Here is a 24,911-nt window from a genome sequence, read left to right as displayed (position 1 = left end):
ACGGCACGTTCAAACTAGTTAGGCTCTGATTTCCACTCTAACGTTTGTCCGTTGCTCAATACGGCTTTTATAGCGCTCGGCGAGACTTTAAGGCCTCTCTGATGAAAGGTTTGATCTGAAAAATTGGCAATGATCTTACTTCCGTCACTGAACTCAGTTTGTTGAACATCGCCGCTCTTATCTAACCATTCGGAATCGACTAACTGTTTATCCCATAACTGTTCGTGCATTGGTTCAAAGCCATCTTGATAGTGTTTGAGTGCTTTGATTCTCTGGCTTGAACTTGATAAAGCTTCATCTCTGGTCAAGTGAACCATCGGTGGTGTGTTGTACAGCATGGCGGTTAAGTCACGTTCTGCTTGTACATTAGTGAACTTAAGGCTGTCTGAATGCCAATGGTGCGTATTGATTACTTCATCATGGAAAACGGCTTGGTAAAGTGGAATTCGATATTGAGGCGAAAACAGTAGCGACTTATAGGGCTCTTTAACCTCGGCCGGCTTAAAGAAGAAGTCGGGCTTTTGGTCTGGGTACCAACGACCTAAGTAATAGGGAGATTGGCGGTTCTCTTTCATGTCTTTGTCTGTCCAACCAAAACCAACCGTTTCTAAGCCGTGTGCAAACGCGATGCCTTTTGTTGTTAGGCTGTTGCCGTCTTCAGAGCCTAATACTAACGAAGGTTGCTCGCTAAGCCACTTCATTCGGTTGTTGAACGCAGAAAGCATGTCTGATTCGTCGTTTGTATTGCCATTACTGTCTATAGAGACGCGGTAATCTTCACGTGCCATGGCGGTTGCATCAACATCTAAGAACAAGCTGTTGAAGTTGCCGAATCTCATAATGTCTTGAGCACGCTGTTTTACGTATTCTAAATGGCAGTTCGGGTTTAAGTAAAAGCCGTTTCCACGAAATCCTTTTTTCAAACTCCCATCCGCTAGTTCAATGGCACAACTTTGACGCATCGGCTCTGGTAATTGAGCGGTTAGCCAGTTGTCATTGAGCTTCGCAGGAATTGCGGTGTTGTAGGAATCGTAAGTACCGACCAGATATCCGGACTGTTTTGCCAGACCCACAGCGTTAGGTTGATAGAATGCTGGCATCCAATTATCGAATCCAAGCCACAGTTTGTTTAAGCCTGCCTTATTTAGATTAGCGACCATGTCTGAAGACAGCGCTTGTCCCCAAGTCTCTGACGAGTTTAGGTAAGGGGAAGCGTGCTCTAGCAACCAGTTCTTCTTATCCTGTGCTGCTTTATATTGCGCTTTAATCGTGTTGTCTTCGAGTGTCGGATTACCAACAGGATATAACACCTGCAATGACTGGCTAATAGAGTCCAACAATAGTTGTTTGTGGTACTGACTGAACCAATCTTTCCCCTTGGAGAGTGACGATAGCTCTCTTTTCGCTTCCGCAGAAACATTGAGTTTAGAGCCCTCTAGATACCATGTTTTCAATCCCCACCAGTCACTCACATCTTGGATGCTTAATGGGTCTTTGCCAAATAGGTAAACGTGGCTCGCGCCGATCAACTTAGTCACATCTGGATTGCGCTTTTGCTTTGCTACAAGCGTTTCAGACTGGTCATTATTGATGCGCCAATCTCGGTATTGTTTGGCACCATCTAACCACGAGTCTCCGAGGGTGATACGAACAAGAAAAGGTTGTGACTGATTGAGCATCGTAAATTGGTGTGCTGCCTTCATATCAATTTTGGTTTTTGTATTTGAGGAAGCATTAGAGGATGCATCTGAAAAGAGCAGTTGATTGTTGGTTGCATTAACCATTTGATAGCTAATGAAATGATTGTTTTGCTGTACTGTCCAAAAAGGCATCTTCAAGTCTTGAGTAGTGTTACTTCCAGAATGGTTACCGACGAGATAACTTGCCCAAAGCTTGTTGTCAGTAGGCACGCGCATACCTTCACTAAACGGAAGAAATAGTGTCTGAGTTTGTTGTTCGGCAAGATCAAACCACGCCAATTCGATGGGTTTGTTTCGTTTCACCTGTATATTTGAAGGTAAGCTGAACTGAAAAGTGAGCTGGTCTTGATTAAGCTCTGCCTTAACGTTTATTCCACTGGGTACTAAGGTCCAAGTGGCGATTTTTGCTGAGTCAGCTTTATCGGAAAAGCCAATGACCAGATTGGTCGCTTTCTGTGGTTGGCTATCAACGGTGAGAGCAGCACTGTTAACGCTTAAGCCGTTCCAATCGACCTCTAAAGTATTCGATGAGGTAGCGACGGTATTGTTGTTACTGGTGAGCGTTATTTGGCTCGCTTGTGCGTTGGATGAAAACAGACAAGCTGTTGTTAAAGCCACAATGGCAAAATTAGAAAGATTGAGTGGGTGACGTACGCTGAGCATATTTAGATTCCGTAAAGGGTAACTACGGTTATTACACCTAAGTAGCGCTAGTGCTTTGTCACCTATATGTCTCTATTTTCTGTTTGGCTTTAGTGGTTTTCCATTAGAAAGGCACGGCGACGCGCTGCACATATTGGACTTCAATAGCGCCTTGGTATTCAAACATTTCAACCGAAGCACTCAAGTGCTTGGCTTTGGTTCCAAGTGGACTTTCTGTGGGAACGGGTGCTTGCGCTGTTTTGATTGGCACTTTGTAACCCAGCAGGTTGTAGTTTTCATCAAACCATTGCCAACTCACGTTAGCGTCGGGGCAGTTGTCGATCACCTTTGGAGGCGAGAGCACGATATGTGGTTCGCTGAGTTTACTTTCGAGCGTCAGCCATCGATTACTGTTATTTAAAGCGACAATAATAGGGTAGTGATTTGAACCTATCTTTAGTTGATAAACACCAGATTCGGGTTTGATGAACATTTCATTGGTTTCAATCTCTTGATACTCATTGTTGGAAGTGAGTTGCCCATCGAGAAGGACTTTACCTTTAGGCGATACCAAAGAAAGAGTTTGAGTTTCTGAGCCTTTGCTGAGTTGCTCGGCAGAGACTTTGATTTGATAACCGTGCGATGACAGGCCGTAGCGTCGAATGAAGCTAACTTGAATGTGATGTTTCGTCTCAGTGTCTTGTCTTAGTGAAGTTCCGCATTGAGTTTGGCTCAGTATCTCTTGTTTAACTGGCAACCAAAGCTCACTATCAAGTGTTTGTTGATTGAGTGCGATTTGAAGCTCTTGCCACGCGACTTGAGGTTGTTCATCAAGCAGAGATTGATACGTATGTTGTAATGGCGTGTTGGTAAACCAAGCGGCGTGACACGCAAACTGCAAAGCGCAGATCAATGCGATTAACGAAGTGACTCTCATTATGATTCCCCAGCTAAGCGGTAACCAACGCCGCGATGTGTTTCGATCTTTAGGGTTGGCAGCTTCTGGCGCAAGCGCAGTATGTGATTATCCACGGTTCGGGTACTTGGAAAGGCTTGATAACCCCAAATCTTATTGAGTAACTCATCACGATGAAACACACGACTTTGGTTCTGAACAAACAAGACCAATAACTGGAACTCTTTAGGTTTTAACGTGATCGGGCTTTCATCCAAATAAGCGATTCGTTCAGACAAGCGGACTTCAATGTTGGCGTAATTTAGTTGGCTCACACCTAACGGACGTAGCTGGGTAATGACTCGAGCGAGTAATTCGTCGTTCGAAAATGGTTTAGTCACATAGTCATTGGCACCCGCCATTAAACCTTCAACACGTTGTTGAACTTCTACTTTAGCGGTCAACACAATCACAGGCAGCGCTTTGAGGAGCAACCAGTTTGGAAGGTGTTGCAAGCTGTCCCCATCTTCAAGCTGTCGATCCAGTATCACAAGATCGGCTCGAAACCATTTCTTACTGGCATTCTCTGAATCCTTCGCCCAAAGGCATTGGTAACCATTGGATTCAAAGAAGCTGACGAGGCCTTGTCCAAGCAGTTGGTCGTCTTCAATCAGCAGTAGGGTGTTCATAAGCAATTTCCAAAATACATCGGGTTGGGTTACGAAGAATAATGAGGCGGCCATTCGCTTGCTTCATCAAGTGCTCGACAATAGTCAGGCCAATGCCCATGTTATCCAGTTCGTGCGTTTCACTTGGCGTGACACCAGACATGAGCCGTTGTATCGGTGAAGGGAAGTGCCCCTCGTCTTGTACCTCAATCGTCAGCTTGTCACCGAGTTCGACCTTTACCAAAACCTCACCTTTACCATGTTGTTTGGCATTCTTGATTAGATTATCCAAGCAGATGGTTAGCCAGTAATAGGGAAGGTTCAGTTCAACTTCACGCGCTTCACATTGATAAGAAATATTGTGCTTTTCACAGACATGATCGAGCCACTCTTCTAATGAAGCGTTTTGCTTCAACAAAGGCTCTGACTGATCCGAACTTAGGTACACTTTGCTGTTTTCGGTGAGCTGAGAAAGCCTTTGATAGTCAGATATTAAACGCCAAACCGCACTTTGAGTTTCATCAGAAAAGTCATCGTAGCGATTTCTAAACATTTCGACGGTTAAGCCTAGGCTAGTAATAGGCGTGCGCAGTTCATGAGTAAGAAGCTGTAAAACGAACTGCCTCTCTTTTCGTTGTTTTGTTCTTAGGTATAAGACTCTAGCGAGCCCGGAAAGCAACGTTAGCAGCAATGTAAAGATCAAGGTTTTCATGATCAGATTGTCATTGCTAGGCTCGTTTAAGCACACGTTACTGTAACGAAAAGTACAGGTTTCACCTGCCAAAGATACCTCTTGTTGCTCTGCGATAGGTTGCCAAACATCTAAGGGAATAGCTTTCCAGCCTTGTTCGCCACTTAACCAAAGCACATCATCTTGTTGCCAAGCGCGGTATCCATTGAGCAGTGCTTCTCTGCCTTGTGCACTTAGGCTTTCTAGTTTGTTATATAAAGGGTGCTGAGGGTTGGTAAGACTCAAAAATGGGCGTATCTGCTCGGTCACATCTGGGTAAGCGGCTAAATAACGACCAGCAAAGCTGCCACCGGCAGGGTGACGTTTGGAGTGTGCTGCAAACCAAATCGAATCCAATGTTTGTTGCTGACACAGAGCGAGCTCGAACTCGATGGCTTCATGTAATGAAGGGTTACTGCTTTCAATCGCTTGGCAGTGATCTTGTATTGACGCTAACGCTGCGATGTCGTCCCAACTGAATTGGTTGAAATCAGGATAGCGGCTATTTTCATGGAGCAGAACTTTCGGATACTGAGCCAACTCTTGTTGAGATACTAAGAGTGGGGATGATTGCCAGCTCAGTTGATACAGAGTTTGCCACTTATCTTGCAAACTTTGGGCATTGACTAGGGTTGGGAGCCAAAAGATCAAGCAAAGAGCTAATGTAAACCTGCGCATCCAATCATTCTCGTTAAAAGTCGTGGGGCGAGTCTAAAGAGTTTTGGGCGCGATTTGTAACCTGAATGTCAACAAGTGTTCTTTTAACAACAAATTGTCGAGTGGGTCATGCTTTTAAATAATAAAGTACAAATACAGTAAGTATCATTTATTTGAAATAAAATAGCTAATTGTGTACTTACTGTCATTATTGGGCGAAATGAGGGGACTATACTGGGCTCATACCTAATAAGAGGAACCATCATGAAACTCATCATCAAATCAGTATTGGCAATCAGTATTTTGGCTACAGGCTCTGCTCATGCGTTCGAATTAACCAGCAACGATATTCAAGAAGGTCACCCAATGGCAAAGACTTTTGAATACTCTAGTTGGGGTTGTGACGGCGATAATCAATCACCACAATTGATGTGGAAAGATGCACCAGCAGGTACCAAAAGCTTTGCTATCACAGCTTATGATCCAGATGCACCGACTGAAAGTGGCTTCTGGCATTGGGTTGCGTTTGATATCCCTGCAACTGTGAACGAGCTACCTCGCGGTGTCGACATCTCTAAAGTCGGTGGCAAAGAAGGTCGCATTGATTATGGTACAGTTGGCTACGGTGGCGTTTGTCCTCCAGAAAAAGATGGTATGCACCGTTACCAGTTCACGGTTTGGGCATTACCAACGGACAAACTTAACCTCGACGAAAATACGCCGTCGGCTGTGGTTGGATTCACGTTGAACAGCATGGCTTTAGACAAAGCTAAACTGACCGCAACTTATACACGTTAATAGCTTATGTACGTTAAAGCTTATACACGTACATAATAAGTAAATAAGGGGATGAGATGAATCATCAATATCAAGTGACGATCTTTCGTGCAGAGCAGTTACAAAAGCTGCGTAATGTGAGGATTCTATCCCCTAGTATCATTCAGATCATTACAGGAAGTAAGCGCCTGTTTTGGAAAGATTCAGTGGCAGAGCTCTCACATTCTGATCTGCTGTTGTGTGAGGCATCAGCTTCACTAAGTTTTGAGAACATGCCCCACAAAGGGCGCTTCTTGTCGCGAGTGTTCAGCTTTCAATTCCAACCTTCTCAGGCGATGCTTGATTTAAGTGAGGAACGGTCGAATGATCTGGGACTGCCTACGGTGAAAGTGGATCGAAACTTACAAGACTCACTCAATGCGTTGTTTTCGTTTGATACACAGAGCATGAGCAAAGAGACTCAACAGTTTTGGCTGCAGGGCTTGTACCAGCAATTGGCTGAAAAAGGGGTGTTGCATCTATTGTTTGCCAGTGCCAACGTCTCGTTTAGCCAAAAGCTTAGCCATTATCTTTCACATTCACCAGATGAGAAACATCCGCTAGAGTCGGTGGCGGAGCGTTTTGCGATGAGCCGAGCCACATTGATTCGGAAGCTCAAACTGGAAGGCATGCAATATCGAGAGGTACTGGCTGAAGTTCGCTTGAGTCACGCGCTTTATCTGATGCAAAACGGACAGCAGAATGTGGCGATGTTGGCTCAGTCTTGCGGTTACCAATCGGAAGGGCGTTTTAGTCAGCGCTTTAAAGGCAAATTTGGTTTGTCGCCAAGTGAATACATCAAAACCGTCGTCAGCCATAGAGTCGCGACGCCATAATCATTCTGTTTGGCCTAAACGCTTACTTTCTTATCTCGTGCTGCCAATGCCGCGAAAATCGTACACGCAAAGGCAACAGATGCGATCAGCAGAATCGGCACACTCCAAGAATCTGTCTGGGCATGAAGCTTACCCACCAATGTTGGACCAGTGGCAGCCAACGCATAACCGATTCCTTGCGCCATACCCGACAGCGATGCGGCTTGGCTGCTATTCGAAGTTCGCAGGCCAACAAAAGAGAGAGCGATAATAAACGTAGAGCAGTTGGCTAATCCAAAGAGTCCCACCCAAAAGATCGCAAACTCAGGCAAATACAGCAGCCCAATCAATCCAATAAATACACTCGAAGTACAAAGCGTAATGAGCCATTGTTGGTTATCGCTTTTACCTAAGAACGGCAGTAACAGTAATCCCGGAACCATAGTCGAAAATTGTAGAAATCCGTAGATATAACCCGCATCGATTTCGCTGTAGCCAAGGTCGTTCAAGATCTGTGGAAGCCAGCCTGCCAAAGAGTAGAAGGTAAATGAGTTAAGCCCAAGAGCTAGTGTCACTTGCCATGCAATGCCACTCTTGATCATCTTCTTCATCGGAATCGGCTTTTCTTGATGCTTGTTATTGGTCGATGAAGAAGAGCGCTTTTTGATTTTAGGCAACCAGATCATCAAAGCTAATATTGGGAATATTAGGTTCATTAACAGTGCTAATTGCCAACCCGTGATCGTGAATAAGGTTAGATTTGAAAACGGCACCATCAAACTTGAGCCTAACGTCGACCCGATGCCCATCGTAAAGATGTACAGAGAAGTCACAGTAGCGATGCGTGTCGGGAAGCTAGCTTTCACTACTACAGGCAACAACACATTACCAATCGCGATACCAAGCCCGATCATCACCGTGCCGATATACAAGGTTGGGGTTAACCCAGCAGAGCGCAGTGTAATACCCGTAGTGATCAGAACTAAGCCTAATAACAGGCTAGGCTCTAGACCAATTCGTTGGGATATCTTGGTGACTAATGGTGAGAATAAGGCAAAAGTTAACAGTGGCAAAGCTGTTAAGAAGCCTGCAGCCGATGACGTAAGGTTGAGGCCTTCCATAACCTGAGAAAGCACAGGAGCCAAGCTCGTAAAAGGCCCACGAAGGTTAAGTGCTAGGAATAGAATCCCTAACATCACGAAAATGCTATTACGAAGAGAGGCGCTCATAGGTTGTTCTACTGTTTGCTTATGAGAAGACAGGCTAGCCTACAGATCATTGAATGATTACACAAATACCGTTTAAATAGGTTTACTAATGATTGAACCTGCGCAGTACGCGCTTAGCCAGAAAAGTCACCCATGACTGTATTAAATATCGACAAGCTCATCTCGGACTTCCCACTGCTTCAACAATTGATTGCATTGGAAGAAGTGGTTTGGTTTAACCCAAATGTGACGTCTCTGGAGCGCGGTTTGCTTTATGTGGGATTAGGCGAACAAGATATTCACGATGCGAGCATGAGGCTACAAAGGTTTGCTCCTTATCTAGCCAAGGCGTTTCCTGAAACTCAAGCGACCAATGGCATCATCGAGTCTGAGCTTATTGACATTCCATCTATGAAATCAGTATTGGAAGCGCATTATCAGCAGTCTATAAAAGGGCGTTTGATGATGAAGAAAGACAGCCATTTGCCAATTTCAGGTTCAATCAAAGCTCGCGGTGGTATTTATGAAGTACTAACGCATGCCGAGAAGCTTGCGATTGAAGCCGGGTTACTGTGTGAGAGCGATGACTATAGTAAGTTGCTCGAACCTGAATTCCGTGACTTCTTCCAACAATACAGCATTGCGGTAGGATCCACGGGTAATCTAGGCATGTCGATCGGTATCATGAGTGCCAAATTGGGTTTTACGGTCTCTGTTCACATGTCGGCAGACGCGAGAGCTTGGAAGAAAAGCAAACTTCGTGAGCATGGCGTCAACGTTGTTGCAAATATGAGCTGCTAAAAAGATAAGTCATGATAGAAGAGTGTTGTTTATAGCTTGTACACACTCTTTCTCACCTCTAAATCCCACCTTAATTCAAACAATAACTTGCACAGATCGTTATCCAAAACACACATTTTATAAATTAAGCTTCTTAGATGTTCTAACTATCAGTTAGGTTGAGTGGCATTCAACTTGATAGGGATTGAGCAATGCAGACGGACAAAGTGATACAGACAAGACACATAAACACACCAGAAAAATTACTCCAGCGTTTAGATGCTATTGGGGAGTCTTTGGAAGCATCGGGTAAGGCTCATGCTTTGCTGGGATTGGGCTCAGTAGGTATTGAAACAGAACGACTTGATCAGTACTCAGATGTCGATTTTTTCGCAATAGTGCAAACAGGGCACAAGCAGTATTTCTTAGACAGTTTGCATTGGCTATCTGATATTCACTCAATCGACTACGCAGTGAGAAATACCGTCGATGGCTATAAAGTTCTGTACGCTGACGGAATCTTTTGTGAGTTTGCAGTGTTTGAACCCCACGAGTTAGCGCACATTCCGTTTGCTGAAGGGCGTATTGTTTGGCAGCAACATGAATTTGATACACAGTGTTGTGTTTCACCAATAAAAGGGGAGACAGACACTAATTCCCAAGATTGGATCATTGGTGAGGCTCTAACCAATCTTTATGTGGGTATGTCTCGTTATAACCGAGGCGAAAAGCTGTCGGGCAGTCGGTTCGTTCAATCTTACGCACTCGATCGTTTGATCGATCTTGTGGATCAAACTGAACAGTCTGAGCCTGAATTCGTTGATGAATTTATGTCGGATAGAAGGCTAGAAGCACGCTTCCCTAAGTTTGCCCAATTGCTACCAACCTTTACCCAAGGCTACGAGCGCACCGCTGAATCGGCACTTGCCCAACTAGCATTCCTCAACACCCACTTCGCAGTCAACCAAGCCATGTGTGACCGAATCTCTGAACTGTGTTCCAGTAAAGATTAAGCTTATAGCGTGTGAATCCCCAAGCCTAACTGACACCACCTTTCAGATGATAAGCGGCGGGCAACCTAATTGAGCTCTCGAATTATTATTCTTAAGCACTAAACCCGTACGCTTTTGTTTACTCTTCAAGACCGTGACTGTTCGTGTTTACTCCGCTTATCACTGGATGTCGTCAGCCAAATAAAATACAATCGAACAATGTTTTATTAATTCGTGCTTTATCATTATGATGAGAAACTTACTCATATTCATCGTTAGCCTGTTCTTCTTAACAGCCTGTTCTTCAACGAGTAATCATCAGCTAGACGACGAGACATTGAGCAACGAAGACGCTATGTCGAAAAGTATAGAGGGAGAGAGTAATCTCGAGACTTCAAAGGATACAAACGCTGAGACCAGCGTTGATTCTTCCCATGATTCAATCGTTAATCATCAACCACTCACTAACCTTGATTCAAATAAAGACACGATAGCTCACGCCAATGCAGAGCCAGAATCAGTGGAGCCTTCTCAAATAGAAGCGACAGAAACAACTGAAAGCGATGCTAAGAGTGGCGGTGAAAAAGGCATCGGAAGCTATTTTATTCGTCATAATAAACCGACTAAGACGGTGATTAAATCACTAGAGGGCGTGACAGATGCATTGAACGTCATGACGTTTGGGATATTTGCCACCGGTAACGGTTAAATCGTTAACTTAGAACCACAACCTAATAGATAGAATGAAACGTGAAGGCGAGCCAGATGGTTCGCCTTTTTTGATCTTCTAAATCTGGCCACCATTCTTCCTAAGAATCGTGTTCACTTATCTGAGCGCTGAGTCAGGCGACGGTTAACGAAAATAGGAATTATTAGTTCTGGAAGGGAGTCGCCGAATTTACCCTGTTTGACTTGTTATATGCATCAAGGGTTCTAATACTCATCCCAAAGTAAGCAATGAAATCTAATCTTATAAAGACAACTCTTATATTCACTTACGAGCATAGTAAGATGTTTGCTGTTAAGTAGGTTTAGGTTTAGTTATCAATATTCTAGGGAAGAAAAATGAAGAATAAGAGTGTGTTTTTAAGTGCCGCATTGGTGATGTTGTCAGCTCATGCAAATGCATCAGATGCGAACCATGAGTCTGTATCAGATGGAGTTATCGCAGAACAAAGAGCGAAGCTTTCTGAAAATACCCAAGGACAAGGTTTTGGACCGCAAGCTCCACGAGATTTGGGTTCATTAGAAGGTAAAAATACTAGGCTGTTCTCGGATGCCCCTGATTCAACAGCGATGAACTTATGTAATATTCACTTCCATAAAAATGCTGAGCATAAAGGTGGAGAGTTTACTCAATACGCTGGTAACGGTGATGGTAAGGGATTCCAGAGTGGCTTTAAATACACAGGCAAGCTGAGTTCTGCTGAGCTGAAACCATTTGAGGGCAAGGTTTGTCCGAGCGAGCATGGTTCTTTGCATTCGGGTGACACCATTGAAGTTCACTATGTTTATTCAACGGCGCAAGTTGAACCGGGTGAAACACTGGGTGCTTGTTTTAACGATGCGATTACCAACCCGCAACTGCGTGTAGAAACCCAAGTTTACGTATTAGTGAATGACGACAAAGCACCCGACTTTGAAGCGCTCGCTAAACATTCAAAAGTGAACGGCTTACACCAAGCACCAAACATCCCACAAGATACGGGCTCAGCGATCCAATACGCAGGCTCTACAACGGGTCCTGGTTATAATGAGCAAGGTTCACCTTTCCAAGTAACATGGAGCGTTAGACCACAAGTCGCGAAAGTAAATATCGCGACAGTAGGTAGCTGGTGTGAAGGCAATGACTTTAACGAAGATCACGCCCACGGTGTGAGAAATTTGGTGGTTAACCCTGAGTTGTTATCACCCATTCGTAACGACTAAACGATTCTGGCGAACAAAATGATTAAGGCGAGCCAATAGGTTCGCCTTTTTTGTGCCCTAACGAAAAGTACTTAGGTTTAGGTTTAATTAAGTCTGGTGGGTAAATTACGTGCGACACTTATTCAATACATGAGTTGTGTAAATCGTATTTAGTAAAAAACGTTCTTTACCAGAATCGAAGCTCCATGATACGTTCATGATCAATTATGTTGGGTTATAGAAAAGGACAGTCCAATGTCATTAGAAAGTGCGATTACATTCTTTATTGCCATGTTTGTATTTGGTATTACTCCGGGGCCTGGCGTCTTTGCCATTTTAGCTCGTGCTATGGTTCAAGGATGGCGAAAGTGCGTCACGCTTTCGTTAGGTATGATATGCAGTGATCTTATTTACCTTGCGCTTGCCTGTTTCGGTCTAGCAACGATTGCCGAGAATTGGTCGATTGCGTTTGAGGTGATTCGCTATGTTGGTGCAGCTTATTTGATTTACTTGGGCTACAAGATGTTTAAGAGCCTGCCTGAAGTGCAAGGCTCTGCGGAACTTGCGGCCAAACAGAGTCAGAAATCTGAACTCGCGAGTTTCGCGCAAGGCTTTTTGATTTCAGCATCGAACCCTAAAGTGATTCTGTTTTATATTTCGTTCTTGCCGACTTTTATTGATCTGACTGTTCTGCGCTCACAAGATATCGTATTAGTTTCTGCTTTAGCATCTGTTGCTCTGATGTCAGGCTTAATGCTTATCGCTGTGGGCGCGGGCAGAATGGCAGGTTTGTTAAAAACGCCACGCGCACATAAAAGGTTAAACCAAAGTGCTGGTGGAATAATGATTGCTGCTGGCTCATATTTGGCGATCAATCGATAAATACGAATCTTTAAACAAAAAGGCGAACCGATGGGTTCGCCTTTTTAGTTGGATATAAATGCCATCGTTTAAACAGAGACTTGTTTGTTAGTCACAATGGTGCAATTATTTAACGAGTGATATTACTCAGATGCATGTCTTATGATGACTATCGAACAACAGCTTTCTCGGCTGGATTTAAACTTATTGGTGTCGTTAAGTGTTTTAATCAAAGAGAGGAACGTAACGCGAGCTAACGCCAACAGATGAACAGGATGTGGTTCGAATGAACCGAGACACCTACTACTCAATGGCAGTAATTAATGTATCAAAGGGGGCGACCGTCACGTTACCTGAGATCCCTGAAGGCAAGTACATGTCGATGGAAGTGATTACTGAAGATCACCGCATTCAGTCAATGCAATACGGTTCAGGTACGTTTGATCTTTCTACTCATAGCGGTGATCACGTTTACGTCATTGTTCGTACCGACGCGACATTCTCGAAAAATGAAGTTCATGAAATCCAAGATAAAATGAGCATTGATGCAAAAGCAGACGGGAAATTTATGGCAATGCAAGTGGATGAGAAATCATTCGATGAGGTAGAGAAAAACCTTAAAATGGAAATGCCGAAACTACTGAAACGCGATGGTGCTCAGGCGACGTTTGGTATGTTTACCAGCCCTGAAGATGCTTCAAAAGAGATGTTTACCAAAGAGAAGTACGCAGTGGGTGCGGCTATCGGTTGGGGTGGCGCGCAGTTAGATGACAATATTTACGAAGTCTCTGGTAACTTCCCAGCAGACACTTGTCATCAGGCAACCTTTGATGATCCTAAGAACCAAGCGTTTTGGTCGGTAACGGTCTACAACAAGCAAGGTTTCATGTTTGGTGAAGTGGCGAACGTAAGCTCAAACACGGCTGAGAAAAATGCAGACGGCACTTACACCGTAAGCTTTGGTTGTGGTGATGATGCAGTAAACAACATCAAAACAGAAAACGATTCTGGTGTGTTTAACTTAGCTTTCCGTCATTACATTCCAAGCCAAAAAGTACGTGATGGATTCCGAGTGCTTCCTTACGTGAAAGCAGTGAACTAATGTTGCGATAGTCGTACAACGATTATAGATGCGCGTTATTACCAAATGGCAATAACGCGCTTTTTTATGGATTCTATTTCATTTCTTGCTTTCTTAAGTGTAGAAACACAAAGGGCAACTCAAAAATGGTCTAACTTTGATTATACGCAGCGAGCCTCAGTTCAAATAAATCAATTAAACCTTCTTCCATCGATACTTTCAGTTGCACCACGCATTTGATCGAATTTAAACCCGCTGACACCTTATGTGATAACGCTTCCAGTTATCTTTTCAGCCTCTAAAGGGAACAAATACCACAACCAGCGTTATAAAAAGCGATAGCCGTGGAGTGTTATGAGTCCTATTTGAGGTGTATAGTTATAGGTAATTCATTGGATTATTGAATATTTAAGTTATCAAAAGATGCGGATGTCATGAAGAAAAATGGATTTACTTTAATGGAATTAATCATTGTGATCGTGATACTTGGAGTATTGGCCGTTACAGCAGCCCCGAGATTCCTCAATATTCAAGAGTCAGCAAGAGAAGCGGTACTTGAAGGTGTTGCTGGTGCGATGGAAGGTGTTATCACGCAGGTGACTTCTAAAGCCATTATTGTTGGGCTTAATCCGGACGCAACAAACCCAGGTGATCAGAGCAACTATGTAATTGATTTTGGTATCGGTAGCGTTGAAGTCGATTGGGGAACACTTTGCCCTGAAAGCCGAGGGGAGTCCGGAGACAAGTTAAAAATGCTCGATTTCCTTACCTTGTCAGATGATGACAGTATTATCTCAGATTATGGAAATAGACATACGGTAGTCGGATACAATCAACCTTTTAGTGACGCAGACCTGAACAGCAATAATATTACCGACGATGCCTTACCTTCGGGTTGTTATGTTATCTATGATTCTTTTGGCGGCAGGACAAGTGGAGACACATGTCCAGTAGATGGTTGTGAGTGTACAGTTCGCGTTATGAACGATGAGTGTTAAACCAAGCACATCATCTGGTTTATAGAAATTCAATAAAAAAGCGCGTTATTGCCGAGTAGCAATAACGCGCTTTTTTCTACTAGCTTATTGACCTATCTTAGTTTGCCAATGGAGCACTTGCTGGTGGCAAGTCACGTTTCTTAATCACGTGTCGTAAGCGAATTAACATCAGCGTCGCTGAAACGCTCAAGCCCGTCAGGATACCAATCCAAAAGCCTTCTTCACCCATTGCTGGAACAATGTGGTCTGTTAAGCCCAACACCATACCTAATGGTAGTGCTAAGCCCCAGTATGAAGCGATAGCTAAGATCATCGGGATCTTAGTGTCTTTATAGCCACGCAGTGCGCCGTTAGCAGACGTTTGCAATGCATCGCTGAATTGGTACATTGCCGTAAAGGTCAACAATACTGCTGCTGTTGCGCTAATTGCAGGGTCGGTTGTGTAAAGCCTAATGATCCACTCTGGGAACAGCAAGAACATCGCAACCGAAAGTAATGAAATTAACGCTGCAACCAAGATACCGACTTTGCTGCGTTCAATTGCGCCTAGTTCGTCTTTCTCGCCTAGTGCGTGTCCGACACGAATCGTAATACCAAACGAGATACTCATTGGAATCACGTAAGTTAGGCTCGATATATTCAGTGCAATTTGTGCTGCTGCTACGTTCTCTGCACCAATACGGCCAATCATCAGAGCGATTACCGCAAAGATACTGCCACACACCGCGATGTTCATACCGATAGGTAAACCTAACCTTAGAAGGTGAAGCATCTCTTTTGCTTTTGGTTTAGCGTCTGCAAAACTAATAATGATTTTGTAGTGGTGATGACCTTTAATGTAGGAATACAGCATTCCTGACATTAACCAATAGACCAAGCTTGTCGCCCAGCCACAACCCACAGCGCCCATTTCAGGGAAGCCAAACTTACCGTAAATAAGCACGTAGTTGACCGGAATATTCACCAACAAACCAACCACAGAAATGATCATCGGCACTTTGGTGTTGTTCATACCCTCACAGAAGCCATTCAAGGTGTAGAACAGGGCAATACCCGGCACACCAAAGGCGAGGGCGAACGCATAATCACTGCCAATTGGAATGATCTCAGCGGCAACACCAATCCATTCTAAGATCGGTTTCGCACTCACTAAGTAAGCGATAAGTAGCACACTCGCGATTAATGCCAACCAAACCATCTGGAAGAATTCAACAGAGATACTTTGAAAGTCGCGTGCACCGCGGTGGTAAGCAACAACGGGTGTTAAGGCCATAATCACACCACGTAGTAGCAGCAATACAGGAATCCAAAGGCTTGTGCCGAGTGCAATAGCGGCGAGGTCGGCAGGGCTTACTTGGCCAGCCATCGTCGTATCGACAAATCCCATCGCTTGGGTCGCTATTTGAGTCAAAATGATTGGAACCGAAAGATGCATAAGTGCACCCGATTCACGAGTAAAAGGACGAAGTTTCGTTAGCATGGAAGTTCACAACACCAATATAAATACACGAATGATGGCAGGATGGCCGGTGTGCATTTTAGGATGTGCCCGTTGGGCGGGCGACAATATAAACACCTTACCGTATAGGGTCAAGCATTAGATTTATAGAGTTCCACTTGCTCAGAGGTACGGATAGGTTCTGATGGTCAAAACACAGGGTTAACGCACGTAAGTTTATGATTTAGTGGAAATTATACTCGACCAGTAAATTCTATATTTGCCACGCTAATCACTAATGCTTCGGTATAAGTAATTGTTATGGAAAGATAAAAGCTAGTACAATTGATGGCATAAAAACTAGATAGAAAGATTCTGTATTTAAATTCCGGGATTTTCCAGTCTAATAACTGTTATGCCTACAGTTAATTTCTAAACTAAGAATGGTGTTAATAGTGTTAAAAATTTTTAAGCTTTTCGCTGCAGTATTGGGAACCATTTTAGTTGGTGCGATTGGTAGTGGTGTCTGGGAAAAGCTGCTTTCACCTTTACTGAGCTATATTTCAGGGGTAATTACTTACTTTTTCTCATCAATATCAAGTAGCTATGAAAATGCAATTTATGCAAATGCTTCTACTGTTGAGTATGGTGGTCAGTCAAATAGTGTTATTTTTATTCTTCTATTTCTCATTGGCTTTGTATGCTTATTTAACGCAACCAAATCGATTAAAAATAGTTGGTTTACGAGGGCGGTGAATGCTTGGCTTTTGACATATGTCGAGGGCTGGACAGGCGTGTTTACTAGTATATGTTTAGTTACTTTGTCTTTGTTTATATTTTCTAGTCAATCGTCAACACTGAAGGTTAGAAAGTACTCATTTGAGAATATGCAAATCCTCCGTCCGTACATTGGAGATAATCAGTATCACTTTTTGTATTCCAGTTTCGTTCAAGTTAAAAGTAAAAGTGATTTCGAAGAATTTGTTTCTGAAATTGAAAAATATAGTGCGGAACATAAACTCGAAATCTCGAAATTCACGTTGAAATAGGCTTAGCAATAATTGAAGGATGATTCGCAACGAGTGGCGTTTTTACTATGGGTTGCGCTTAGTGTTTTAAGGTGATGTGCGTAAGCATCCTATTGCTTTACTTACCACTTACAGCAGGCGTTAGATTTTAAGGAGGCATTATGAAATCAAGTATGGTTGCTTTGTATTCACATTGGTTAAATGCAGACGCTGTAAAAGTTGTTATCAACTCTGATATTCCGACAGATGAGGGCTTTCCTAACGAGATCCAAAAAATATCTCAGCTGTATTCTTCGTTTCGTCGGGTTTCTGTTTTTTATTCTTTGTTGTACGTCGTAGTTGAAGGTTATCGGGAGCTAAAGAGTTCCGATGAAAAAGTCGATTCATTACTGGAAGCAGAAGATTTTGTTGATTCTTTGCGGCTTTTTCGAAATGCTACATTTCACTATCAAAAAGCGCCAATCCCAGAAAAAGCTATGAAGTTTCTGGAAACGGATAACAGTGAATACTGGATTCAAGAACTTCATAGTACCTTTCGTCAGTACTTCGAACAACAGCTTCTAATACAGGAAACAATGGCGATATTAAAAACCTAACAAACTATAATGGCGCCATTTATCTTTTGCTTTCCATCACTTCTTAGCTTCTAATTTAGCGCCATATATAATCCTACTGCCACAACGCCAGCAGAAACACGAAAAGTCCAATCCCAAGCGTGACTTTTAGAAGCAAGCCAAGAGGGGCGCCACCTTTTGGCGCTTTGTTACAACATCCCATCATCGTTTCCTCATTCATCGTTGCATTCATTTCACCTTAAACCTTTCCCTTACGGTAAGGTCAATGAGTTTATAAAACTTCACCAAATTAACCTTTCTTATCGTGTTGGATTCGTTATGATAAATCCAAATTCTGCGATTAGAAGTGAGAGGGTAATGTGCTGATAGAAAAGTGGTTAGAGATTGATGGTGACCAGCTTTATTGCTTGTCGACCTACATCAAAGAGTCTCAGGAAACACTGGTGTTGATTCATGGGTTGGGTGAGTCACATTTATGTTTTGCCGACGCGTTAGATTGGCTCCCGAATTACAACTTAGTCATGTTCGACCTGTGTGGTTATGGCTATTCTCCTGCTTCAAATGTATCCCACTCAACAGAAAGCCAAGCAAAGCGAATATTGAAAGCACTCGACCAATTGAACATCCATGATTGTTTTCTACTTGGGCACTCTTGGGGAGGCGATACATCGACGTTGGTCTGTGAATACGATACGAAAGGTATCGTGCGTGGTTTCATTAATGCTGAAGGCGGGCTGCATGAAGAAAGCATCATCCTATCCCAGATTATTGCAGACACATACTCTGAACTAAGCACTGACAAATTTGCGAACTGGGTGAAAGGAGAAGGTTTCGCAAAACGTTTTGCCATGGTTTGGGGGCACGGAGCGGGTGTTAAGTATCTTTCGTCAGTTAGACGATGTGAGCCAGAGGTTCTTGGGCAAACCGCCAGTGAAATCTACGGGCAACATGCGACTCAAGATATCCGTGGCGTGGTTGGCTGGGGACAAATCTTCGAAAACTTATCCATACCTAAAGTATATTTTTGGGGTACTGACAGCCTAGAGAGTTGTGAACGTGCGAAAGTGTTTATTAGTACGTTAGACAATGTTTCATTCGAGGGCGCAAACCACTGGGTGCAAAACGATCCGGCCAAGTTCTATACGGAAGTAGATAAGTTTATTACTGGCGTTACAAATAGCACCAAAACTTAGATATTCAACAACGATAATAAAAGTCAATATGTGAATTGTTGGTTAGCTGGCGCGATCTTTACTTCTCAGCTTGAAATGATTGATTCTCCAAAAACAAAAAAGCGAACCAAGTGGTTCGCTTTTGTTTATCTAAAATCTACAAAAATTAGTCTTCGTAGTTGTCGATGCTTGGGCAAGAACAGATTAGGTTACGGTCGCCGTATACGTTGTCTACACGGTTAACAGTAGGCCAGTACTTCGAGTTCTTCGTTGCTTTCGATGGGAAGCAAGCCAGTTCGCGAGAGTAAGGGCGATCCCATTCTGCGCCTGAAATGTCAACTTGTGTGTGTGGTGCGTTCACTAGAGGGTTGTTGTCTAGTGGCCATTCTCCGGCTTTCACTGCTGCCATTTCGTGACGGATTGCGATCATCGCTTCACAAAAACGGTCTAGCTCTTCTAAATCTTCAGACTCAGTTGGCTCGACCATTAGTGTGCCTGCTACTGGGAAAGACATAGTAGGTGCGTGGAAACCGAAGTCCATTAGACGCTTAGCAATATCTTCTTCGCTGATGCCTGTGTCTTCTTTAAGCGGACGAATATCGATAATACATTCGTGCGCTACGCGGCCGTTAGTGCCACGGTAAAGAACAGGGTAGTGAGGACGTAGTTTCTCCATCACGTAGTTCGCGTTCAGAATCGCTACTTTCGTTGCGTCTGTTAGGCCAGGTTCGCCCATCATTGCGATGTAAGCCCAAGAGATCGGTAGGATTGAAGCACTACCTAGATCTGCAGCTGATACCGCGTAGTCAGAACCTTGTACACCGTTTTCGATGTGACCTGGTAGGAAAGGTGCTAGGTGCGATTTAACACCGATAGGACCCATACCCGGACCGCCACCACCGTGTGGGATACAGAATGTTTTGTGTAGGTTCAAGTGAGATACGTCTGAACCGATGAAGCCAGGTGAAGTTAGACCTACTTGAGCGTTCATGTTCGCGCCGTCTAGGTAAACCTGACCGCCCGCTGCGTGTACTTGTTCACACACTTCTTTCACTTGCTCTTCGTATACGCCGTGCGTAGAAGGGTAAGTGATCATGATACTTGATAGGTTTTCTTTGTGCTTCTCGATTTTCGCTGCTAGGTCAGTCATGTCGATGTTGCCATCTTCATCACACTTAACAACCACTACCTTCATTGAAACCATTGATGCTGTTGCAGGGTTAGTACCGTGCGCAGAGCTTGGAATCAGACAAACGTTACGGTGAGCTTCACCGCGGCTTGCGTGGTAACGTTGAATCGCGATTAGACCTGCGTATTCGCCAGATGCACCAGAGTTAGGCTGTAGTGAGAAATCGTCGTAACCGGTGATTTCACATAGCTTCTCTTTAAGATCTTTCGCTAGCGCTGTGTAACCCGCTGCTTGATCAAGAGGTGCGAATGGGTGAATTGAACCAAACTCAGGCCATGTTACTGGAATCATCTCAGCAGCAGCGTTCAGCTTCATCGTACAGCTGCCCAGTGGGATCATGCCGTGCGTTAGTGAGAAGTCTTTGTTCTCAAGCTGTTTTAGGTAACGCATCATTTGCGTTTCGCTGTGGTGCGTGTTGAACACTGGGTGAGTTAGGAACTCTGATTCACGACGACAGTTTTCTGGAATTGCCGCAAATTCGTTTGATGCAATGTCAGAAGATAGTGCTTGAACGTCTTCTTTCACCTCGAAGATAGCGAACAATGCGTTCACGTCGTCGACTGTGGTTGTTTCATCTAAGCTGATACCGATCTTACCTTTAAGAAGGCGCAAGTTGATGTCTGCTGCTTGTGCTTTCGCGTACAGTGCATCTGTCTTCTCTTCAGAGTTGATTGTGATGGTATCGAAGAAGCTGTTGTTTGTTAGCTCGTAACCCGCTTTAGTCAGGCCAGCCGCTAGGATAGCTGTCATGTGGTGTGTACGACGAGCGATAGTACGTAGGCCTTCTGCACCGTGGTAAACCGCGTAGAAAGACGCCATGTTTGCTAGAAGTGCTTGAGCTGTACAGATGTTCGATGTCGCTTTCTCGCGGCGGATGTGTTGCTCACGAGTTTGCATTGCCATACGTAGCGCTTGGTTACCGTGAGTATCGATAGAAACACCGATTACACGACCTGGCATTGTACGCTTATGCTTTTCACGAGTACCCATGAATGCAGCGTGTGGACCGCCGTACCCCATAGGAACGCCGAAACGTTGTGCTGAACCGATTACTACGTCTGCGCCCATTTCGCCAGCAGGCTTAAGTAGAGCAGATGCGAGTAGGTCAGTAGCAACGGTGACTAGAGTTTTGTTTGCTTGAGCTTTCGCAATGATGTCTGTTAGGTCACGAACTTCGCCCGTTGTACCAGGGTATTGAACTAATGCACCAAATACGTCTTGCTCTGGAAGTGTTTCAAGAGCGCCAACCATTACTTCAAAACCGATGTACTCAGCACGAGTTTTAACAACTTCTAGTGTTTGAGGGTGAACATCGTCAGCAACGAAGAATACTTTGCTCTTGCTTTTACCTGCACGCTTACACAGTGTCATTGCTTCGCCAGCCGCTGTCGCTTCATCAAGAAGTGATGCGTTTGCGATTTCCATACCTGTAAGGTCCATTACCATTTGTTGGTAATTTAGTAGAGCTTCAAGACGACCTTGAGAGATCTCTGGTTGGTATGGTGTGTAAGCTGTGTACCAGCCTGGGTTCTCTAAAACGTTACGTAGAATAACGTTTGGAGTGAATGTGTTGTAGTAGCCTTGGCCAATGAAAGTACGTTTCACTTGGTTTAGGTTAGCGATCTCTTTAAGAGAGGCCAGCATGTCCATTTCGCTTAGTGGCGCAGCAAGTGTCATTGGTTTTTCAAGACGGATTTGTGCAGGAACCGTTTCGTCGATCAGTGCGTCTAGGCTAGTCGCGTTGATCGCTTCAAGCATTTTTTGCTGGTCTGCTTTATTTGGGCCGTTATGACGAGCAACAAACTCGTTTTGAGTACCCAGGTCTTTCAGTAATTGGCTTTGAAGTAATTCAGTCATGATATGTTCTACTTTCTCTCTGGAGCCGTGAGCTAGCCCCTAAAATTAAGCTGCTCAAAAGAGCAGCTTTATCGTAATGAGGTTACCTATTAGTCTTCTTCGATAGAGCTTAGGTATTCTTCCGCATCTTTAAGGTTGTCTAGTTCAGACGCATCAGACATCTTCACTTTAACAATCCAGCCACCTTCATAAGGTTCTTCGTTGATTAGCTCTGGGCTATCTTCTAATTCTTCGTTGATTTCTACGATTTCGCCAGAGATTGGTGCGTAGATATCAGAAGCAGCTTTCACTGACTCAACTAGAGAGAAGCTTTCGCCAGCTTCGATTTCGTCGTCAGTGTCAGGCAGGTCAACAAACACAACGTCACCTAGCATCTCTTGAGCGTGCTCAGAAATACCGATAGTTACAGTACCGTCACCGTTGTCTTTTACCCACTCGTGGCTGTCTGCAAACTTTAGTGTATTGTCCATTGCTTATTCTCCAAAAATTTATGAGGTTTTAATTTAAATCTTAAAAACGGTCTAACGGTAAAGAGGGAAGCGCTTGCAAAGCTCTTTAACTTGCTTGCGAACACGTTGCTCAACTTCAGCGTTGCCTTCAGGGCTTTCAACTAAGCCATCAAGTACATCGCCGATCCATTCACCGATAAGTTTGAATTCTTCAGTGCCAAAACCACGACTGGTTCCAGCTGGCGTACCTAAACGAATGCCAGAGGTAATCATAGGCTTCTCTGAATCGAATGGTATACCATTTTTGTTACATGTGATCCCTGCACGCTCTAATGCCTCTTCAGTTACGTTACCTTTCAAGCCCTTAGGACGAAGGTCAACCAGCATTAGGTGCGTGTCTGTTCCGCCAGTCACAATGTCACAACCGCGAGTTTGCAACACTTCAGCAAGAACTTTTGCGTTGTCGATCACTGAATCAATATAAGTATTAAATTCTGGGCCAAGTGCTTCGCCAAACGCCACTGCTTTAGCCGCGATAACGTGCATGAGTGGGCCGCCTTGTAGGCCAGGGAACACTGCAGAGTTGATCTTTTTGTTGATGCCTTCGTGGTTCGTCAGAATCATACCGCCGCGTGGGCCACGAAGTGTTTTGTGCGTTGTTGTTGTAACAACGTGTGCGTGTGGTAGTGGGCTAGGGTGAGCACCTGTCGCGATAAGACCCGCGATGTGTGCCATATCTACCATAAGGATAGCGCCAACTTCGTCAGCGATTTCGCGGAATTTAGCGAAGTCGATAACGCGTGGGATAGCACTACCACCTGCAATAATCATTTTAGGTTGGCATTCGATAGCGAGAGCGCGTACCGCTTCGTAATCGATTTCAAGAGTGTCGCGGTCTACGCCGTATTGAACTGCGTTGAACCATTTGCCTGAAAGCGCAGGGCGTGCACCGTGCGTAAGGTGACCACCAGCGTCAAGAGACATACCTAGGATAGTGTCGCCAGGTTGAAGTAGGGCAAGTTTAACTGCGCCGTTCGCTTGAGCACCTGAGTGAGGTTGTACGTTCGCGTATTCACACTTGAATAGCTGTTTAGCACGTTCAATCGCAATAGCTTCTACTGTATCTACGTGCTCACAACCACCGTAGTAACGACGACCTGGGTAGCCTTCTGCGTATTTGTTGGTAAGGCAAGTGCCTTGAGCTTGCATTACTGCTTTAGAAACGATGTTCTCAGAAGCAATAAGTTCGATTTGTTCGTTTTGACGAGTGTTCTCTGCTTGGATTCCAGCAAATACTGCGTCGTCAGTCGCAGATAGGTTCGTAGAGAAAAAACTGTCTAAGCTATGGTTTTGATAAGCGTTCATTGTCGAGACCTTTCATTAAGCTAATGGTGATTGTTTTTATAGTCCATTAGGTCTTACGTTGATTTCTGCATCGGTATCGTTTGCGTTGTATAGGTGTATAAATAGTGCGTTGCTTCTTATTTATACGACCATAGCGTCAAAGCGATCGTTGTAGGGTCAATGCAGCACGAATTGGTTCCCAAAAATTTCGGGTAAAAAACAGCTCTTACAAATGTTAAATCTATCACTTGCTGCAAGCTGAAGTAGCATCTCTTCATCTAACAAGTCGATAACATAGCTCCGATAAAATCAATTTTCAACAAAAATTTCCAATAGGAAACAGATTTTCTCGTTTTGCTACAGGGAGCACGCTTTATTTCCCTGTGTGCTCTTTAATCAACAAAGCGCTTCATGCAACAATGAAATCAATAGACAGGAAGTAAGAAATGAATGAGGGACCTATGTCAGAAGACATTTATGATGAGTACCCATCTTTAACGTTGGCGAAAGAGACGTTAGATCAGAATATCGAACCACTTAGGCTCGGCCAGCGTATTAAAGATATCCGCAGCAAGCTGGGCATTACGTTAGAAGAGGCGAGCCAACGTACTGGTTTGGCGCGCTCTACGCTGAGTAAAATCGAGAACGAACAAATCTCACCGACGTTCCAAGCGATGCAGAAATTGGCTATGGGTTTGCAAATTGATATGCCGCAACTCTTTGAGCCACCAAAAAAAAAGGTTGCCACAGGACGTCGTGACTTAACTAAAGCAGGTCAGGGCAAACCTCACCCAACTCCGACTTACGAGCATGAACTGCTCGCGACAGAACTTTCGAATAAGAAGATGATGCCGTTCAAGAGCCGAGTGAGAGCACGCACCTTTGAAGAGTATAACGATTGGGTTCGCCACGATGGTGAGGAGTTCTTGATGGTGATCTCTGGTGATGTGATGTTCTACTCAGAATTCTATGAGCCGGTACCCATGAGCGAAGGTGACAGCATGTATTACGACGCCAACATGGGGCATATGTTGATTTCTACTAGTACAGAAGATGCACTGATTTTGTGGGTGACTGCAAAATAAGTTAACAAAGTTAGAATTTCTTA

General features: G+C 44.1%; 20 protein-coding genes and 2 pseudogenes. 13 read left to right on the top strand and 9 right to left on the bottom strand.

From position 1 onward, the window contains the following. Positions 1–14: 14 nt before the first annotated feature. From ACED41_RS14550 to ACED41_RS14535, 4 genes are all read right to left on the bottom strand, one after another. Complete coding sequence (locus tag ACED41_RS14550; protein ID WP_371725187.1) at positions 15–2,363, bottom strand: glycoside hydrolase; 2,349 nt, start codon at positions 2,361–2,363, stop codon at positions 15–17. Between the two features lie 103 nt (positions 2,364–2,466). After that, on the bottom strand, positions 2,467–3,279 hold the full coding sequence (locus ACED41_RS14545) for a DUF2861 family protein (protein WP_371725186.1): 813 nt from the start codon (positions 3,277–3,279) through the stop codon (positions 2,467–2,469). Beyond that, positions 3,279–3,926, bottom strand: a complete 648-nt coding sequence (locus ACED41_RS14540; RefSeq protein WP_371725185.1) for a response regulator transcription factor — start codon at positions 3,924–3,926, stop codon at positions 3,279–3,281. The genes ACED41_RS14545 and ACED41_RS14540 overlap by 1 nt, the downstream gene beginning before the upstream one ends. Continuing rightward, positions 3,904–5,313, bottom strand: coding sequence for a DUF3404 domain-containing protein (locus ACED41_RS14535; RefSeq protein ID WP_017066450.1), 1,410 nt, complete (start codon positions 5,311–5,313; stop codon positions 3,904–3,906). Before ACED41_RS14535 ends, ACED41_RS14540 begins: the two co-directional genes overlap by 23 nt. 243 nt (positions 5,314–5,556) lie before the next feature. Here ACED41_RS14535 and ACED41_RS14530 point away from each other — a divergent pair, with 243 nt between their 5' ends. Together ACED41_RS14530 and ACED41_RS14525 are read left to right on the top strand one after the other, a co-directional pair. Beyond that, positions 5,557–6,090 (top strand): YbhB/YbcL family Raf kinase inhibitor-like protein, encoded by a 534-nt coding sequence (locus ACED41_RS14530; RefSeq protein ID WP_017060498.1) that lies wholly within the window; start codon positions 5,557–5,559, stop codon positions 6,088–6,090. Positions 6,091–6,146: 56 nt separating this feature from the next. After that, the gene (locus tag ACED41_RS14525) at positions 6,147–6,944 is read left to right on the top strand and encodes a helix-turn-helix transcriptional regulator (RefSeq protein WP_371725183.1); all 798 of its coding nucleotides are present in this window, start codon (positions 6,147–6,149) and stop codon (positions 6,942–6,944) included. Between the two features lie 14 nt (positions 6,945–6,958). On the opposite strand, the gene ACED41_RS14520 is transcribed toward ACED41_RS14525, so the two are convergent. Then, positions 6,959–8,152, bottom strand: coding sequence for an MFS transporter (locus ACED41_RS14520; RefSeq protein ID WP_371725182.1), 1,194 nt, complete (start codon positions 8,150–8,152; stop codon positions 6,959–6,961). A 132-nt stretch (positions 8,153–8,284) separates the two neighbouring features. Here ACED41_RS14520 and ACED41_RS14515 point away from each other — a divergent pair. The 7 genes and pseudogenes from ACED41_RS14515 to ACED41_RS14485 all read left to right on the top strand — a co-directional run. Then, positions 8,285–8,914: pseudogene (locus ACED41_RS14515) on the top strand (D-serine ammonia-lyase); the annotation flags it as partial. A 209-nt stretch (positions 8,915–9,123) separates the two neighbouring features. Continuing rightward, a complete protein-coding gene (locus ACED41_RS14510) occupies positions 9,124–9,924 on the top strand; it encodes a hypothetical protein (protein WP_065583740.1) in 801 nt (266 codons plus the stop codon). 226 nt (positions 9,925–10,150) lie between these two features. Continuing rightward, entirely contained in the window at positions 10,151–10,612 is a 462-nt protein-coding gene (locus ACED41_RS14505) for a hypothetical protein (protein WP_029235242.1), read from the top strand. A gap of 356 nt (positions 10,613–10,968) precedes the next feature. Next, on the top strand, positions 10,969–11,832 hold the full coding sequence (locus tag ACED41_RS14500) for a delta-class carbonic anhydrase (protein ID WP_017072180.1): 864 nt from the start codon (positions 10,969–10,971) through the stop codon (positions 11,830–11,832). A 234-nt stretch (positions 11,833–12,066) separates the two neighbouring features. After that, positions 12,067–12,693, top strand: coding sequence for a LysE family translocator (locus tag ACED41_RS14495; protein WP_017066602.1), 627 nt, complete (start codon positions 12,067–12,069; stop codon positions 12,691–12,693). A 226-nt stretch (positions 12,694–12,919) separates the two neighbouring features. Further along, positions 12,920–13,774 (top strand): annotated as a pseudogene (locus ACED41_RS14490) (DUF1254 domain-containing protein); the annotation flags it as partial. A 413-nt stretch (positions 13,775–14,187) separates the two neighbouring features. Next, the gene (locus tag ACED41_RS14485) at positions 14,188–14,751 is read left to right on the top strand and encodes a type II secretion system protein (protein WP_081008980.1); all 564 of its coding nucleotides are present in this window, start codon (positions 14,188–14,190) and stop codon (positions 14,749–14,751) included. Positions 14,752–14,848: 97 nt separating this feature from the next. Here ACED41_RS14485 and ACED41_RS14480 read toward each other — a convergent pair whose 3' ends face one another. Beyond that, positions 14,849–16,231, bottom strand: a complete 1,383-nt coding sequence (locus ACED41_RS14480) for an MATE family efflux transporter (protein WP_371725181.1) — start codon at positions 16,229–16,231, stop codon at positions 14,849–14,851. Between the two features lie 413 nt (positions 16,232–16,644). On the opposite strand from ACED41_RS14480, the gene ACED41_RS14475 reads away from it, so the two are divergent. The 3 genes from ACED41_RS14475 (at position 16,645) to ACED41_RS14465 (ending at position 18,985) form a co-directional block, all read left to right on the top strand. Further along, entirely contained in the window at positions 16,645–17,238 is a 594-nt protein-coding gene (locus tag ACED41_RS14475) for a hypothetical protein (RefSeq protein ID WP_017060488.1), read from the top strand. 140 nt (positions 17,239–17,378) lie between these two features. Next, positions 17,379–17,813, top strand: coding sequence for a hypothetical protein (locus ACED41_RS14470; protein ID WP_017060487.1), 435 nt, complete (start codon positions 17,379–17,381; stop codon positions 17,811–17,813). 338 nt (positions 17,814–18,151) lie between these two features. Next, positions 18,152–18,985, top strand: coding sequence for an alpha/beta hydrolase (locus tag ACED41_RS14465; protein WP_371725180.1), 834 nt, complete (start codon positions 18,152–18,154; stop codon positions 18,983–18,985). Between the two features lie 145 nt (positions 18,986–19,130). On the opposite strand, the gene gcvP is transcribed toward ACED41_RS14465, so the two are convergent. From gcvP to ACED41_RS14450, 3 genes are all read right to left on the bottom strand, one after another. After that, positions 19,131–22,010, bottom strand: a complete 2,880-nt coding sequence (gene gcvP, locus ACED41_RS14460; protein ID WP_371725179.1) for an aminomethyl-transferring glycine dehydrogenase — start codon at positions 22,008–22,010, stop codon at positions 19,131–19,133. Between the two features lie 89 nt (positions 22,011–22,099). Then, a complete protein-coding gene (gcvH, locus tag ACED41_RS14455; protein ID WP_017072176.1) occupies positions 22,100–22,480 on the bottom strand; it encodes a glycine cleavage system protein GcvH in 381 nt (126 codons plus the stop codon). Positions 22,481–22,531: 51 nt separating this feature from the next. After that, entirely contained in the window at positions 22,532–23,824 is a 1,293-nt protein-coding gene (locus ACED41_RS14450; RefSeq protein ID WP_371725178.1) for a serine hydroxymethyltransferase, read from the bottom strand. 440 nt (positions 23,825–24,264) lie between these two features. Between ACED41_RS14450 and ACED41_RS14445 the strand changes: the two genes are divergently transcribed. Beyond that, positions 24,265–24,888 carry a helix-turn-helix domain-containing protein gene (locus ACED41_RS14445; RefSeq protein ID WP_371725177.1) on the top strand — a complete coding sequence of 208 codons (624 nt, stop codon included), beginning with the start codon at positions 24,265–24,267 and terminating at the stop codon, positions 24,886–24,888. Positions 24,889–24,911 lie beyond the last annotated feature (23 nt).

The organism is Vibrio sp. 1F255 (genome assembly GCF_041439145.1).
GTDB classification, from domain to species: Bacteria; Pseudomonadota; Gammaproteobacteria; order Enterobacterales; family Vibrionaceae; genus Vibrio; species Vibrio crassostreae_C.
The sequence above is the reverse complement of the archived record's forward strand: the minus strand, read 5'-3'. Positions and strand labels throughout refer to the sequence as shown.

Excerpts from the sequence above, each read along its gene's own strand:
- ACED41_RS14550 (WP_371725187.1), bottom strand. The coding sequence starts at position 2,363 with ATGCTCAGCGTACGTCACCCACTCAATCTTTCTAATTTTGCCATTGTG.
- ACED41_RS14545 (WP_371725186.1), bottom strand. The coding sequence starts at position 3,279 with ATGAGAGTCACTTCGTTAATCGCATTGATCTGCGCTTTGCAGTTTGCG.
- ACED41_RS14540 (WP_371725185.1), bottom strand. The coding sequence starts at position 3,926 with ATGAACACCCTACTGCTGATTGAAGACGACCAACTGCTTGGACAAGGC.
- ACED41_RS14535 (WP_017066450.1), bottom strand. The coding sequence starts at position 5,313 with ATGCGCAGGTTTACATTAGCTCTTTGCTTGATCTTTTGGCTCCCAACC.
- ACED41_RS14530 (WP_017060498.1), top strand. The coding sequence starts at position 5,557 with ATGAAACTCATCATCAAATCAGTATTGGCAATCAGTATTTTGGCTACA.
- ACED41_RS14525 (WP_371725183.1), top strand. The coding sequence starts at position 6,147 with ATGAATCATCAATATCAAGTGACGATCTTTCGTGCAGAGCAGTTACAA.
- ACED41_RS14520 (WP_371725182.1), bottom strand. The coding sequence starts at position 8,152 with ATGAGCGCCTCTCTTCGTAATAGCATTTTCGTGATGTTAGGGATTCTA.
- ACED41_RS14510 (WP_065583740.1), top strand. The coding sequence starts at position 9,124 with ATGCAGACGGACAAAGTGATACAGACAAGACACATAAACACACCAGAA.
- ACED41_RS14505 (WP_029235242.1), top strand. The coding sequence starts at position 10,151 with ATGATGAGAAACTTACTCATATTCATCGTTAGCCTGTTCTTCTTAACA.
- ACED41_RS14500 (WP_017072180.1), top strand. The coding sequence starts at position 10,969 with ATGAAGAATAAGAGTGTGTTTTTAAGTGCCGCATTGGTGATGTTGTCA.
- ACED41_RS14495 (WP_017066602.1), top strand. The coding sequence starts at position 12,067 with ATGTCATTAGAAAGTGCGATTACATTCTTTATTGCCATGTTTGTATTT.
- ACED41_RS14485 (WP_081008980.1), top strand. The coding sequence starts at position 14,188 with ATGAAGAAAAATGGATTTACTTTAATGGAATTAATCATTGTGATCGTG.
- ACED41_RS14480 (WP_371725181.1), bottom strand. The coding sequence starts at position 16,231 with ATGCTAACGAAACTTCGTCCTTTTACTCGTGAATCGGGTGCACTTATG.
- ACED41_RS14470 (WP_017060487.1), top strand. The coding sequence starts at position 17,379 with ATGAAATCAAGTATGGTTGCTTTGTATTCACATTGGTTAAATGCAGAC.
- gcvP (WP_371725179.1), bottom strand. The coding sequence starts at position 22,010 with ATGACTGAATTACTTCAAAGCCAATTACTGAAAGACCTGGGTACTCAA.
- gcvH (WP_017072176.1), bottom strand. The coding sequence starts at position 22,480 with ATGGACAATACACTAAAGTTTGCAGACAGCCACGAGTGGGTAAAAGAC.
- ACED41_RS14450 (WP_371725178.1), bottom strand. The coding sequence starts at position 23,824 with ATGAACGCTTATCAAAACCATAGCTTAGACAGTTTTTTCTCTACGAAC.
- ACED41_RS14445 (WP_371725177.1), top strand. The coding sequence starts at position 24,265 with ATGTCAGAAGACATTTATGATGAGTACCCATCTTTAACGTTGGCGAAA.